Source organism: Candidatus Methylomirabilis sp., from assembly GCF_028716865.1.
In the GTDB taxonomy this organism is placed as follows: Bacteria; Methylomirabilota; Methylomirabilia; order Methylomirabilales; family Methylomirabilaceae; genus Methylomirabilis.
On sequence record NZ_JAQUOY010000025.1, the window covers coordinates 25,376 to 38,887 of the forward strand.

The window sequence follows — 13,512 nt, forward strand, 5'->3', positions numbered from 1 at the left end:
CACACTCGATAACAGTAGAATTTTTGGCAGGATTCTGCATTCGGGGGCAGTATATCTTGCTGTTGCTCATCCTGATCGTAACATCGAGCGAAGTCGAGGACCTTATGTTGTGCAACATTCTCTCAACGCAAGGAAGGTTCACCTATGACACACGTGCTGCTGTATCCACTCTTGGGCCTGGTAGCGGGAATCTTCAGCGGGCTGATCGGCATCGGCGGAGGAATCATTATTGTCCCCGCGTTGGTCTTTTTATTCGGCCTATCACAGCATGAAGCCCAAGGCACGACGTTAGCGCTACTGGTGCCGCCCATCGGCCTCTTGGCTGCCTGGACGTATTACAAAGAAGGGTATGTGGATCTTAAAATAGCTAGTCTGATATGTCTGGGTTTCTTCTTGGGAGGGTTACTGGGCGCCAGACTTGCGACGAGCCTGTCCAACTCAGTGTTGGAGAAGGTGTTCGGGGTAGCCTTACTTCTCGTGTCGCTCAAGATGTTGCTGACCAGATAACGGTCTGGTGTGTAAGGAGTTGTCCTGAACCTTCCAATCTGTGCCGTGACCCACCTCGCATCGCTCTTCCCCGCGCTGAGAGCATACCGTCGTCATCCATCCGCCACTTGTCGCGTCCCAATTGCAGTGTCGTGAGTATTCAATCCCTTTACATTCCGTTCGTGGTGAGCTGGTCGAGCCATGAACGACACTGGCCCCCCTTTTCCGTAGGCCCATTGCTTCTTGATGCCAATCAGCAGCTATGTCAGATGGAAGAGGGTGATCTCCGGAGGGGCGTTGACGCGGACGGGGGTCCCGGTAGTCCCAAGGCCACGGTTGACATACAGGTGGGAATTCCTGAGGCGGTATAGACCCTCGGGGTAAGGGCTCAGCAGGTGAGCAGGGCTGATACTCAGCCCGAGCACACTCACCTTGACCTGTCCCCCGTGGTAATGGCCGGACAAGGTGAGGGTGATGTTGCGAGCGGCAGCCCGCGGAAAGATCTCAGGTCGATGAGACAGCAGGATTGTTGGAAGCGTCGGATTCAGGCCATCCAGCGCTCGGCCAAGATTGGGCCGGCCGACGCGCAGATCGTCGATCCCCGCAATCGCAATGGAGCCGCGATCGATCTCCAGGATCTGATGGGAATTGTGTAGAATCGAGATTCCCGCTCCTTCGAAGGCGGTGATGATCTTTTCGGGCTCTCCGTACCAATGTTCATGGTTTCCAAGGACGGCGAAACTTCCGTACCGGCTCTCTACTCGCGCCATCTCCTTGATGCAGGGGGGCAGGTCGACTGCCGAGTTGGCGATAAAATCCCCCGTGAGTACGAACAGGTCAGGCCCAAGCTGCCGGATCGCCTCGGCATAATGGCGCATCTGGTCGGGGGTCATAAAGAGGCCGGAGTGGATGTCAGAGACCTGGACCACCTTCAGCGGGGGATCAAAGGGATGGGATGAACTGAGCGAGAGATGTACCTCCTCAATCCCCCATCCATTGCTTGCATAGGACGCCCCATAGCCCGAGACTAAGATGGGCGCCGCGGTCAGCGCGCCCAGCGAGGTCTGCATAAACATCCTGCGCGAGGGATCAAGCGGTAGCGCTGATGCCTCGTTCTGTTGAACCACCTTGGCACGGATTAATCTGGCGCAGTAGCCGGTAAGGTCAGCCAGAAGCAGCAACAGAAATGAGAACAGCGATCCGAAGCTCCAGATGGCGGTTGGATAGATGAAGAGATACAGGATCAGCGGAGACGGGTGCTCCAAGGGGGCCCATCGAGAGAGGAAAGCGATATAGATGATTAATGTTGAGACGAAGAACCCGATCAGGGCGAGACGGAGCAGCTTCTTACGCCGGAGGCTCCACCGAGATTGTTGCAACGCCCGATCCCCTCTTACGAAGAGATAGAGCTGAGATGCGACCAGCATCCCAAGGATGATCGACCGGAACAGTATAACTGGTATGAATAGGGGCATCGTTTGGCGGAGGTCCACACAGGAGAAGGTGGACTTGAAAACCCAATGATGATAATAGATTGCCGTGATCCTCGCAAGGGTTCTTTTTTCCACATTATCGGGAGGCAGGTTGAATGCAGATCGAACCTGATGTGAGTAAGGCGAAGGAGATCCGCCCTTCGGTCTCTGCGGTGATCCTCAACGAGCGGCGTGAGCTATTGTTACAGCGACGATCTGACAACGGTCAATGGGGCCTACCCGGCGGCTCAGTGGAGATTGGCGAGTCTGTGACCGTGGCGATCCGGAGGGAGGTACAGGAGGAGACCGGCCTCCTGGTCGAAGTAGTGCGGCTCGTCGGTGTCTATTCAGATCCGAAGCTCCAGGTTGTGCGATACCCTGATGGACGTGTGATTCACTACATTAACACCTGCTTTGAGTGCAGGACCGTCGGGGGTCGGTTACAGACCTCTCCAGAAACCTTGGAGTTGGCCTATTTCGAGCCTGCGGCCTTGCCGCTGGCACTCGTGCCGCCGCACAGGATTCGGATCGCCGATGCCTTGTGCTGGCAGACTCCGGCAGTCATCCGATAGCGAGGTGTATGTGGGGGCCGGTTTGGATGAGGCTTCTTTGGGTTGGAACGAGATAGCGATAGCCGGCCCAATGACGTGGAAGGGGTAGCGCATGGCCACGAAAGAGGCTCTATGCTACATTGAGCTCCCCCGGTTGTATGGCTATAAGGAGATGGTCCCTGAGGTGGAGGCGGCAAGGGCCGAGGCGATGCAGTTGCAACGAGGCTAATCAGCATGACGAACGTGCTCATCCGACCGACATCCTTTGACTGGAACCCGGCTCTCGAACTGCGGCTAGCGGGGATCGATGGGGGGATGATCTTTTATGCGGTAACCGGCGAGGGGCCCCCGGTGCTCTTGCTCCACGGATTTGGAGGAGAGATCTGGATGTGGGAAAGGCAGGTGGCGGCGCTGTCCAAGCGATACCGCCTGTACATCCCCGATCTCCTCGGGTACGGCTATTCGGATCGACCGAAGATTGACTACACGCCGTCGTTTTTCATTGAAATGATCAAGCAGTTTATGGATCAGCTCGGCGTGAGCGGTGCCAGCCTGATCGGCAACTCAATGGGGGCAGGGATCGCTTGGGCGTTCGCCCTCGCGCACCCCGAGCGAGTTGATAAGCTTGTTCTGATTGATGGCATCCCCCCACAGGTGGTTCCCGCGGTTCGAAATCGCCTTTTGCGCTGGTTCCTCGCGATGCGGCACATCCCCCTCTTGACTTACCTGGTCGTTGCATTGCGGACTCGCCGCATGGTGCGAGTGGCACTCACACAGGCCGTGTATCACGATCGGTTGATCACCGACGCAGTGGTGGAACGACAATACCGGATCGGCCACATTGCAGGGACCGCCAGGGCCATCGCCTCTACGGTGCGCTACGCTGATGAGGTGGCTCGATATGCCGGAGCGCTGGAGACCTTGCGCAAGCCGACCCTGATTATCTGGGGTGAACAGGACGAACTATTCCCTGTGGCGGTTGGTGAGCAGCTCCACGCTTCAATTCGGGATTCCGAGTTGGTTGTCATCGAGGGCAGCGGTCACATGCCGATGTGGGAAAAGCCCGACGAAACCAACCAGGCGATCCTGGAGTTTCTTGGCCGTGAGTGACGAACACAACTCTGCTGCGTGTGGCTAACGCCGGCGTCCAGTGGGTCGTCGCCGGTCGCGGAGCGGTGGGAGGTCGAGCCGTTGCTTGGCCCAGAGAATGCCGACGATGCTCTTGGCATCCACGATCTTGTGTGCCAGGACCCAGCGGTAGGCCTGTTCGAATGGGATCGCATGAACTTCCAGGAACTCGGTGGTGTCGTGGCGGAGATCCCGGCCTGCCGTGAGTCCTTGAGCCAGAAAAAGCTGGATAGACCCGGTGGAGAAGCCAACGGCGGAATAGAAGGTGCAGAGCTTGAGCAGCCGACGTGGACGAAGCCCAATCTCCTCCTCGCACTCCCGCCTGGCGGTGGTGACCGGGCGTTCGCCGTGATCGATAATGCCGGCCGGGATCTCGTAGATGGCTCGCTGGATGGCCGGCCGATACTGTCGAACCAGGTAGATCCGGCCGTCGTCATCGATCGGTACGATTGCGACGGCGTTCGGAGGACGAACGATGTCCCGGATCGCCTGTCGCCCATCCGGAAGGACGACCGTCTGTTGCTCAGTTGAAAGATATGCCCCCGCGTAGACCACTTGGGTGCCGAGGACGTGTTCGATGAGTTTCATAGCTCCTCCAGCGACGATTGAGCCTGTCGAGGAGAGGATAGAGACCTTGCAGGCCACTGTCAACGCCGACTTTACGGTGTTTCGATTTCCCAGCCACTCCTCATTGGATCGGGTCGGCTGACAGGGTATGCTACGTCAGGGGGGAAACCGGATAAAGAAACGGTGCATCCATGGTTCGAAGGAATAGCACGCTACGTGAAGAGCTCGTGAGGCACTTCTCGGCGAAGCGCGAACCGCTACGGCGAGAGTGGCTTCGTCAGATGAAGGCAAAAGACCTGTTGGAGGGCCTGACCCTTCAGGAGATTGAGACCGAATCCGGCATGGTCTGTACCATGTATCTGGACTGCCTAGAAACCGGGGAATACGATACAGCCCTGGCCTATGCCCGTTCCAGAGTGACACAGGGCGTGTTTGGAGGGCAGACTCCGGAGCAGATCATGGATCGCCTGGCGCTGCTGCATGATGTGTGCAGGAAATCCCTTTTCAGGAGATATCGGGGTGAGGTGGATCGGCTGGCGAAGCTCCTCGATCTCTACGCCCCCGTGGTCAATCGCCTCCAGACGGTAATTGTGTTCGCCTTTGTGGAGGAGAGGGAGAGGATGGACAGGCGAGAGATGAGCCAGCTTCGGATGCTTGTGAAGGCAGGCATGATCCTCAGCGCGAAGCTCTCTCTTGAGGATGTCTTGCAGCGCATCGCCAACATGGCCTGCAAGCTGACGAACGCTCGCTATGCGGCCCTCGGCGTCTTGGACGGCAAGGGCGGTCTCAGTCGCTTCATCACGGCGGGTGTCAACGAGACCACCAGGCAGGCCATAGGTTCGCCACCGTGTGGGAAGGGGATCCTGGCGGTGCTTATGCGGGAGGTGAAGCCCCTGCGCCTGAAGAACCTGACAGAGGATCCTCGCGCGCACGGGTTCCCACCTCACCATCCTCCGATGAACTCCTTTCTGGGTGTGCCTGTCATCTCAAAGGGAAAAGTCCTTGGGAACCTTTACGTCACGGAGAAGCAGGGTGCCGACGAGTTCAGCGAAGAGGATGAGACCCTGGCTATGACGCTGGCTGCTCAGGCTGCGATAGCGCTCGAGAACGCCAATCTGTACGAGGAGTTGCGACGCTCGTACGATGAACTGAAACAGTCGCAGCAGTTGCTGGTGCGGCAAGAGAAGCTCGCCTCGCTTGGTCGATTAGCCGCCGGACTGGCCCATGAACTGAACAATCCCCTCTCCTCGGTGGCCGGCTTTGCTGAGGCCCTTCAGCGGCGTGTCGAGACGGAGGAGATCAGTGACCCCTCCGCCCTTGCAGAGGTGGGGCAGTATGTCACGATGATCCAGAATGAAGTGACCCGCGCAGCGGCGATTGTCCGCCGCCTGCTCGATTTCGCCCGGCAGCGCGAGCCCGCCTTCAGCCTGGTGGATGTCTATGACGTCGTGTTGAACGCGGTATCGTTTGTGGAGCGGCAAGCCAGCCTCGAAAATCAGCAGATTGTCGTAACCCCATTCCCGGAAGGGAGCGTGGTCCGGGCCGATGCTCAGATGCTTCAGCAGGTCTTCCTCAACCTTCTGACAAATGCGCTCGATGCCATCGAGAGTGGCGGGGAGATTCGCATAGACGCGCATCACCGTCGAGAGACCATTGAGCCGGCCTTCGAACAGAAATGGCTCGATGTGTCCGTGTCCGATACGGGTAGCGGGATCTCGCCGGAGAACCTTTTGAGGGTCTTTGATCCGTTCTTTACAACTAAGGAGGTAGGTAAAGGGACGGGCCTTGGTCTTGCTATTAGCCAGAGCATCGTCGAGCAGCACAAAGGCAGCATCGAGGTGCGAAGCGAGGGGATCGGCAAGGGGGCGGTGGTCATCATCCGCCTGCCGCTGGCCGATCGTCGTGGGATGGATGGGGGGCCGATCCGATCTCCGAGGACGGAGGAGCGAACATGACTGAGGCGGGTGAACGGACCGGTACGACCCGGGCACTTGTCGTCGATGATGAGCGACCCATCCGGCTGCTTATGGAAAAGGAGTTACCGAGGGCGGGCTACCTGGTTACCTGCGCCGGAAGCGGCGAAGAAGCCCTGGAACAGTTACGGGCGCGGGAGTTCGACGTCATCCTGCTGGATCTCAAGATGCCCGGGATCGGGGGGATGGAGACGCTTCGCCGGATTCGCGGGTCCGGCACTACGGCAGAGGTTGTCATCTTGACCGGCCACCCCGATGTGGACAGCGCCATCAACGCGATGAAGCTGGGCGCCTACGACTACCTCACCAAGCCCTTCAAGCTCTCCGAATTGGAGGAGGTGCTGCGGCGGGCCGCGGAGAGAAAGCGCCTGCGCGAGGAGAATACGGCCCTGCGGCGCATGGTCGCCCAGCGCGAGCCGCCTCCCATCATGATCGGTCAGAGTCCTGCCATTGCCTCGCTCCTCGCGACCGTGCGGCGGATCGCCCCGAGCGAGGCAAGCGTCCTCATCCAGGGGGAGAGCGGGACCGGCAAGAGTCTGGTCGCCAAGGCCATTCATGCGGCGAGCCCTCGAGCGAGCGGCCCCTTCCTGGTCATCAACTGTAGCGGCTTTCAGGATCCGCTCCTGGAAAGTGAACTCTTCGGGCACGAGAAAGGGGCGTTTACCGGCGCCACCAGCGTCAAACAGGGACTCTTCGAAGTGGCCGGAAGCGGGACCCTCCTGCTGGATGAGGTGGGGGAGATGAGCCCGGCTATGCAGGCCAAGCTCCTCCAGGTGCTCGACACCAAGGAACTGCGGCGGGTCGGGGGTACCCGTGTGCACCGGGTGGATGTGCGTATTATCGCCGCGACGAACAAAGACCTGGCCCAGGAGGTGAGGACAGGTCGATTCCGTGAGGATCTGTATTATCGGCTGAACGTGGTCAGCGTAGCGCTGCCGCCCTTGCGCGAGCGAAAGGAGGACATCCCGCTCCTGATTGAGCACTTCTTGCGGCAACTCCGGGTGACCGGTCAGAAGGCCAAGACCGTCTCCCCGGAGGCCATGTCGTCGCTTGCGGACTACCCATGGCCGGGCAATGTACGGGAACTCGCCAACGCGATCGAGCGCCTGCTGATCCTCTCCTCCGGCGACGTCATTGGCCTCGAAGACCTGCCACCCAACATCCGGTTTCCGAGCGGATCGGCGGGTGGCCCCGCCTCGTTGGCGGAAATGGAGCGGCTGCACCTTATCCGTGTACTCGGTCATACGAAAGGCAAAAAGATGCAGGCCGCGCGACTGCTCGGCATCGACCTCAAAACCTTGAATAGCAAAATTAAGCGGTACAACATCTCCCTGTGAAGTGCCGGCTCTTTGCCGAGTTAAAGGGGCTGGAGGTCAAGACGGTGGGGCGAGGTAATTTGACACCTTATGATTGACTATGTTAGTCATATATAAACAACCATGGAGGACATATTTATGAAGGCCGTTGCTGTGTCTGAACTGAAAGCCTCGCTGAGCAGATTTCTCGCCGCAGTCAAGGAAGGCGAGGAGGTCATCGTAACTGATAGGGGGAAGCCGGTCGCCAAGCTGGTCCCTGTCACACGGGACAAAACAGATCGGCCGCCCCATCTCCTGGCACTTGAGCGCGCGGGAATGGTCAAAATCGGAGCAGGTGGACTACCCCATGGATTCTGGGACCTTCCACGACCGAAAGACCCCAAGAATCGTGCCCTGGAGGCACTCTTGCAAGAACGAGCGGAATCCCGGTGAAATTCTGGGACGCTTCGGCCCTTATTCCCCTGTACTTTGAAGGTCCGCAGACCAAGGCCATCCGTGCCATCGCGAAAGCCGACGGGGATATCGTCGCCTGGTGGGGAAGCCCCATTGAATGCTTTTCAGCGTTTGCACGGCTACGGCGGGAGGGGTTCTTGACGCCTCAGGGGGAGGATCAGATTCGTCACCTACTGGTCCTGTTGTCAGATGCATGGACAGAGATTGAGCCGAGCGCCGAAGTACGGGTCATTGCCGCACGGCTTCTCCTCGCGCATCCTTTACGCGCGGCTGATTCCCTTCAATTGGCTGCCGGTCTTGTATGGGCCGGCACAACACCCAGGGGCCACCACTTTGTCTGCCTCGATCACAGGTTGAGGGACGCAGCCAGAACTGAAGGGTTTGCGCTGCTTCCTGCATGACCCCTGGAACTTGACATTTCGAATAATAGTGTGTGACTGAAGGTAAGGCCTTGAAAGTCGCAGTGGTGTGCGAGAAAGACGGTTTGTGACTGAATGCGAACGGAGAGACTGACATGGCCAGGACAGTGGACACACTTGCAGCGGAGATTCATGATCTGCCAGACGTAGAGAAATTACGGCTGGTGGATGCCATCCTGGCGGACTTGGATAGGCCGGATCCGGAGATCGACCGGGTGTGGGCGGAGGAGGCGCGCAAGCGCTGGGAAGCTTACAAGGCCGGACGGGCCACGACGGTACCCTATGAGACCGTGATGGCCAAGCATCGCCGCTCGTGAAGGTACGTTTTCTTACCTTAGCGCAGCAGGAACTCGACGACGCGGTTACCTGGTGCCCCGTTGACCGGAGGTGAACGGATGAAGGTGGCGGTGGTGGGGGTGGGGGCGGTCGGAGGCTACTTTGGCGGCCTGCTGGCCAAGGGGGGCGCCGATGTGACCTTCATCGCCCGAGGGAAGCACCTGGAAGCGCTCAGGGCGAGGGACCTCACGGTCAAGAGCGGGAAGGGGGACTTCGCTATTCGTGTCTGCGCCACTGATGATCCGGCGGAGGTTGGTCCTGTCGATCTGGTCCTCTTCTGCGTAAAATCGTACGATACCGGGACGGCCATTCGCCAGACGCTCCCAATGGTCGGACGGGAGAGCATCGTCCTGTCGCTGCAGAACGGCATCGACAACGAGGAAAAGATCGCGTCCCTCGTTGGAAAGGAGAAGGTACTCGCGGGAGTCGCCTACATCGGGGCGAGCATGCTGGGGCCTGGAGTAGTGTGCCAGCAGGAATCAGGAAGGATCGTCTTCGGGGAGCTCGACGGCGGCCTCAGCGAACGGGTCATCAGACTCAAAGCATTCTTTGACCAATACGGCCTGCCCGCTGAAGGCTCCCCTGACATGAAAAAAATCCTGTGGGCGAAGCTCGCCTGGAACGCCCCTTTCAACGCCATCAATACGCTGGTCGGCGGCCCGGTCAAGGTGATCCTTGAGAACCCCCACACCTTCGAGTTAGCGAGGCGGGTGACGGAGGAGGTCGTCACTGTGGCGAACGCCTCAGGGGTTCGTCTTGCCTTAGCGGAGGTATGGGAGCGGAATATCAAGTTCTCCCGAAGCTACGACGTCAAGACCTCGATGCTCCAAGACCTGGAGGCAGGCAAGCCTTTGGAGTATGAAGCCCTGAATGGCGTCATTGTCAAGAAGGCGGCCGGGCTCGGCCTGACCACCCCCTGCAACTTCGCCCTCTATGCCCTCCTGTCCGGGCTTCAGGTCACGAGTTGAGCAGCCCACGATTTCAGCCGCTCTGACGCCAAAGACTCTTGCTATTCGTGATGTATCAAAAGTAGAATCACTGTGGCTTCTTGCTCAGTGTAGCCGCGCTAGTGGCCCTCCGTGTCCTCCGAGTGGCCGTCAACTGTGACCTTGAACAGAAGCGCCAAGACGTAATTGTGGGGCATGCTCTACTCTACTATCCTGATTTATGCTAATATCAAACGCTATAAATTGTCTGGCTTGCGAGACGCAAGCCAGACTCTGCAGGGATGCGAGAGGGGTCGCCCGGCGCGAGGAGGAACTTCATGGCTGACAGCTTGACCATCATCGACAACCGAACCGAGAAGAAGTACGAAATCCCTATCGAAAACGGGACGATCAAGGCCATGGATCTCCGACAGATCAAGACCTCTGACGGCGATTTCGGATTGATGAGCTATGACCCGTCGTTTGGCAACACGGCTTGCTGCAAGAGCCAGATCACGTTTATCGACGGTGAACAGGGGATCCTGCTGCACAGGGGCTATCCCATTGAGCAGTTAGCCGAGAAGAGCACCTATCTGGAGACTGCATACCTCCTTATTTACGGGGAGCTCCCCAGCGGCGAACAGATGGATGGTTTCGTCAATCAGGTCACACGTCATACCATGGTCCATGAGAATATCAAGAAGTTGATGGATGGTTTTCACTACGACGCCCACCCGATGGGGATCCTCCTGGGAACGGTTGGCGCCCTCTCGACCTTCTATCCGGACGCCAAGAATATTATGGATCCAGAGGCCCGCCAACGGCAGATTATTCGCCTGATCGCCAAGATGCCGACGCTGGCGGCGTACGCCTACCGACATAGCCGTGGGCTGCCGTACGCCTACCCGGACAACAACCTGAGTTTCACCGGTAACTTCCTCAATATGCTGTTCCGGATCACAGAGTCGACGTACTACCCGCATCCCGTGTTGGAAAGAGCCTTGGATGTCCTGTTTGTCCTGCACGCCGACCACGAACAGAATTGCAGTGGCAACGCGATGCGTTCTGTCGGAAGCTCCCACGTGGACCCGTTTTCGGCTGTGGCCGCCGCCATAGCGGCCCTCTACGGCCCCCTGCACGGCGGTGCCAATGAGGCTGTGCTTCGGATGCTGAAAGAGATTGGCTCAAAGGACAAGGTCGCCGCGCATATCAAGAAGGTCAAGGCCGGCGAGTTGCGGTTGATGGGATTCGGCCACCGCGTGTATAAGAACTACGATCCCAGGGCCAAGGTTATCAAGCGGCTAGCCGAAGAGGTTTTTGAGGTGACAGGAAAAAATCCCTTGCTGGAAGTAGCCCTCGAGCTGGAACGAATCGCGCTTCAGGATGAGTACTTCGTCGCGCGAAAGCTCTACCCAAACATCGATTTTTACACCGGCTTAATCTACGAGGCAATGAAGTTCCCGATGGACATGTTCCCGGTGCTCTTCGCCATCCCCAGAACAGCCGGTTGGGTTGCCCAGTGGGAGGAGATGCTCCTCGACCCGGAACAGAAGATCGCGCGTCCCAGACAGATCTATCTTGGTCAACTGCGGCGCGACTATTACCCAATAGCCAATCGACCGAGTCAGGCGCCAAGAGGGGGTTGATGAAGCGTTGCGGTACCCGACGCCCGACCTGCTTGGGCCTTGCGGTACCCTGGCTGGGCAAGCATTCGCTCCAGTGCATTCTTTCCGACTGCTTCTACGTCCAGTAGCCGTTAACCTCGTAATTGCTACTCTCTCTGCCCCCTTCGAATAGTATGGCTATCATCACTATCTCCAGACAGATCGGAAGCGGCGGCGATGAGATTGCCGCCAGGCTGGCCAAAGAGCGTCAGTTTACGCTCGTAGACCACATCCTGCTCGCCGAGTTGCTGAAAGCCCAAGGCCTCGCGAAGCCGGACGTCGAAGCGCTCGATGAGGACGAGTGTGGGGGAGTGCGACAGAACGCTGAGCAGGATCGGGTTTATGTGGATCTCCTACCCACGCTGATCACAGATCTTGCCGCAGAGAAGGACCTGGTGGTGCTGGGTCGTGGGGGTCAGTGTATCTTCCGGGGGTTCCCGGGCGCATTGCATGCACGAGTAGTGGCCGGCGCGAAAGAGCGGGTCAGACGCCTGATGGAAGAACGGGGCATAGACGAGCACGCTGCGATCCGTCTCGTCGAGGAAAGCGATGAGACCAGGCGGCGCTTCATTCAGTATCACTACGGGAAAGATATCGACGACGCCGCTCACTACGATCTGGTCATCAACACTGATCGCCTGAGCGTGGAAGCGGCGATGCGCCTCATTCAACTCGCGATAGAAATGGTAGATCTTATGGGGAAGGGGCGAGAGATTGGGCGCTGGCTTGAGGCGGCCCATCCGCTTCCTTTCGCTCATCCCAGCGAGGAAGAGTTTGCCAAGGTTCTGGATTTCTACCAGATACGATGGGAGTATGAACCCAGGACATTTCCACTCGCCTGGGATGAAGCGGGCAATGCGACCGAAGCCTTTTCACCGGACTTCTATTTGGTTGACTTCGACCTCTTTATTGAACTGACCACGCTCAAGCAGAGCCTGGTAACAGCGAAGAATCGAAAGATCAGACGGTTTCGAGAGTTGTACCCGGAGGTCACACTCAAGGTATTTTACGGGAGGGATTATCGACACTTACTCGCCAAGTATGGGCTTGCAAAAAAGATTAGCTCCAAGTGACCCTTTGGCCGCCTTGCTTTCCCAGGAAAATTACCCTTCAGCTTTACCTGGGTGCCCTTGATCTCTTCATCAGCTTGCTGAGCCTGATGTGTCAACCTTGGGCCCGGGAACTTCTGAACTACCCCGGTACTTACAAACGGCCTTCAGACCTCTTGGAGCTACTAAATATATATGGCAGACTCGATGTCTTGTCAAGGGACGAAATAACCTTCTGGCTATTTTTTGGAGTTCGACATGCGCCATGACATGATTCGGGACTTGGCTGAAGTCATGATTACAGAAGAGGCGATCGCTAATCGCGTCAGGGAATTAGGAGCTGCAATTTCACGGGATTATTTCGGTAAAGAGCTTATCCTTGCCGGTGTGCTCAGGGGGGGCTTATTCTTCCTGGCCGATCTGGCAAGAGCCATATCCATCCCGCTCGTCATTGATTTTATTTCTATTTCGAGCTATGGCCCCGCAACCACAGCCTCCGGCGTCGTCGGCATCAGAAAAGACCTTGATGAAAGTATTGGGGGCCGAGACCTCCTCGTCATAGAAGATATCGTGGACACCGGCCTCACCCTCAGCTATCTACTGAAGATCTTCCGGGCTCGCCAGCCGTCCAGCCTGCAGGTCTGCACGTTTTTAGACCGGAAGGTGCGTCGTATTATCGACCTTCCCATTGCCTATCGGGGATTTGAAATTCCCGAGAAGTTTGTCGTTGGCTACGGCCTCGATTACAACCAGCGCTATCGCAACCTGCCTTGCATCGGCGTCCTGAAACCCGAGCTAATGGAACGCTAGGGCCGCCAACCCAGGGTTTCCGGTCCGTGGTCTTGCCGGCAAGCCTCTCGACACCCTTGCCGAGATGTGGTAGAAGTACATGACGCCGGGGTGGTGAAACTGGCAGACGCACGGGACTCAAAATCCCGCGGGCTTCGGCCCATGAGGGTTCGACCCCCTCCCCCGGCACCACAACGCTAAGACCTCACTCGGGAGGTCATCGCCTTTGAGGAAGCCATCCCCGCCCCTTGCAAAATGTAGTCCTGTCAAACATGGGTAACACATCCGCCATGCCGTCCCCACCGTCGCGCGGGCGCGATATCGGGGCGCCCGCGCCGGCGGGGCCCCTGGTCAGCCATACCACCGGCGCAGCCCCCGAAAGG

At 58.1% G+C, this 13,512-nt stretch carries 15 protein-coding genes and 1 tRNA gene; 14 read left to right on the forward strand and 2 right to left on the reverse strand.

All coding sequences use genetic code 11. The features are described 5' to 3' along the window. The first annotated feature begins 144 nt into the window (after positions 1–144). The gene (locus PHV01_RS10325) at positions 145–507 is read left to right on the forward strand and encodes a TSUP family transporter (protein WP_337291075.1); all 363 of its coding nucleotides are present in this window, start codon (positions 145–147) and stop codon (positions 505–507) included. Positions 508–746: 239 nt separating this feature from the next. On the opposite strand, the gene PHV01_RS10330 is transcribed toward PHV01_RS10325, so the two are convergent. Further along, positions 747–1,913: a metallophosphoesterase gene (locus PHV01_RS10330; RefSeq protein WP_337291076.1), complete on the reverse strand. Its 1,167-nt coding sequence runs from the start codon at positions 1,911–1,913 to the stop codon at positions 747–749. Between the two features lie 161 nt (positions 1,914–2,074). Between PHV01_RS10330 and PHV01_RS10335 the strand changes: the two genes are divergently transcribed. Both PHV01_RS10335 and PHV01_RS10340 read left to right on the forward strand, forming a co-directional pair. Continuing rightward, on the forward strand, positions 2,075–2,530 hold the full coding sequence (locus PHV01_RS10335; RefSeq protein ID WP_337291077.1) for an NUDIX domain-containing protein: 456 nt from the start codon (positions 2,075–2,077) through the stop codon (positions 2,528–2,530). 213 nt (positions 2,531–2,743) lie between these two features. Then, complete coding sequence (locus PHV01_RS10340; protein ID WP_337291078.1) at positions 2,744–3,619, forward strand: alpha/beta hydrolase; 876 nt, start codon at positions 2,744–2,746, stop codon at positions 3,617–3,619. Between the two features lie 24 nt (positions 3,620–3,643). Here the strand turns inward: PHV01_RS10340 and PHV01_RS10345 are convergent, their stop codons facing one another. Then, the gene (locus PHV01_RS10345; protein WP_337291079.1) at positions 3,644–4,225 is read right to left on the reverse strand and encodes an NUDIX hydrolase; all 582 of its coding nucleotides are present in this window, start codon (positions 4,223–4,225) and stop codon (positions 3,644–3,646) included. Between PHV01_RS10345 and PHV01_RS10350 the strand changes: the two genes are divergently transcribed. The 11 genes from PHV01_RS10350 (at position 4,215) to PHV01_RS10400 (ending at position 13,321) form a co-directional block, all read left to right on the forward strand. Beyond that, the gene (locus PHV01_RS10350) at positions 4,215–4,346 is read left to right on the forward strand and encodes a hypothetical protein (protein ID WP_337291080.1); all 132 of its coding nucleotides are present in this window, start codon (positions 4,215–4,217) and stop codon (positions 4,344–4,346) included. The genes PHV01_RS10345 and PHV01_RS10350 overlap by 11 nt on opposite strands. Positions 4,347–4,395: 49 nt before the next feature. Next, complete coding sequence (locus PHV01_RS10355; protein WP_337291081.1) at positions 4,396–6,159, forward strand: ATP-binding protein; 1,764 nt, start codon at positions 4,396–4,398, stop codon at positions 6,157–6,159. Continuing rightward, positions 6,156–7,514, forward strand: coding sequence for a sigma-54 dependent transcriptional regulator (locus tag PHV01_RS10360; RefSeq protein WP_337291082.1), 1,359 nt, complete (start codon positions 6,156–6,158; stop codon positions 7,512–7,514). Before PHV01_RS10355 ends, PHV01_RS10360 begins: the two co-directional genes overlap by 4 nt. A gap of 117 nt (positions 7,515–7,631) precedes the next feature. Continuing rightward, on the forward strand, positions 7,632–7,925 hold the full coding sequence (locus tag PHV01_RS10365) for a type II toxin-antitoxin system prevent-host-death family antitoxin (RefSeq protein ID WP_337291083.1): 294 nt from the start codon (positions 7,632–7,634) through the stop codon (positions 7,923–7,925). Then, positions 7,922–8,347 (forward strand): type II toxin-antitoxin system VapC family toxin, encoded by a 426-nt coding sequence (locus tag PHV01_RS10370; protein WP_337291084.1) that lies wholly within the window; start codon positions 7,922–7,924, stop codon positions 8,345–8,347. Before PHV01_RS10365 ends, PHV01_RS10370 begins: the two co-directional genes overlap by 4 nt. 113 nt (positions 8,348–8,460) lie before the next feature. Next, on the forward strand, positions 8,461–8,682 hold the full coding sequence (locus PHV01_RS10375) for an addiction module protein (RefSeq protein WP_337291085.1): 222 nt from the start codon (positions 8,461–8,463) through the stop codon (positions 8,680–8,682). A 78-nt stretch (positions 8,683–8,760) separates the two neighbouring features. Continuing rightward, positions 8,761–9,669 carry a 2-dehydropantoate 2-reductase gene (locus PHV01_RS10380; protein ID WP_337291086.1) on the forward strand — a complete coding sequence of 303 codons (909 nt, stop codon included), beginning with the start codon at positions 8,761–8,763 and terminating at the stop codon, positions 9,667–9,669. 296 nt (positions 9,670–9,965) lie between these two features. Further along, the gene (locus PHV01_RS10385) at positions 9,966–11,273 is read left to right on the forward strand and encodes a citrate synthase (RefSeq protein WP_337291087.1); all 1,308 of its coding nucleotides are present in this window, start codon (positions 9,966–9,968) and stop codon (positions 11,271–11,273) included. A 152-nt stretch (positions 11,274–11,425) separates the two neighbouring features. Beyond that, positions 11,426–12,364: a cytidylate kinase family protein gene (locus PHV01_RS10390; protein WP_337291088.1), complete on the forward strand. Its 939-nt coding sequence runs from the start codon at positions 11,426–11,428 to the stop codon at positions 12,362–12,364. A 234-nt stretch (positions 12,365–12,598) separates the two neighbouring features. Continuing rightward, positions 12,599–13,150: a hypoxanthine phosphoribosyltransferase gene (gene hpt, locus PHV01_RS10395; RefSeq protein ID WP_337291089.1), complete on the forward strand. Its 552-nt coding sequence runs from the start codon at positions 12,599–12,601 to the stop codon at positions 13,148–13,150. An 84-nt stretch (positions 13,151–13,234) separates the two neighbouring features. Further along, a tRNA-Leu gene (locus tag PHV01_RS10400) sits at positions 13,235–13,321 on the forward strand. The last annotated feature ends 191 nt before the right edge of the window (positions 13,322–13,512 follow it).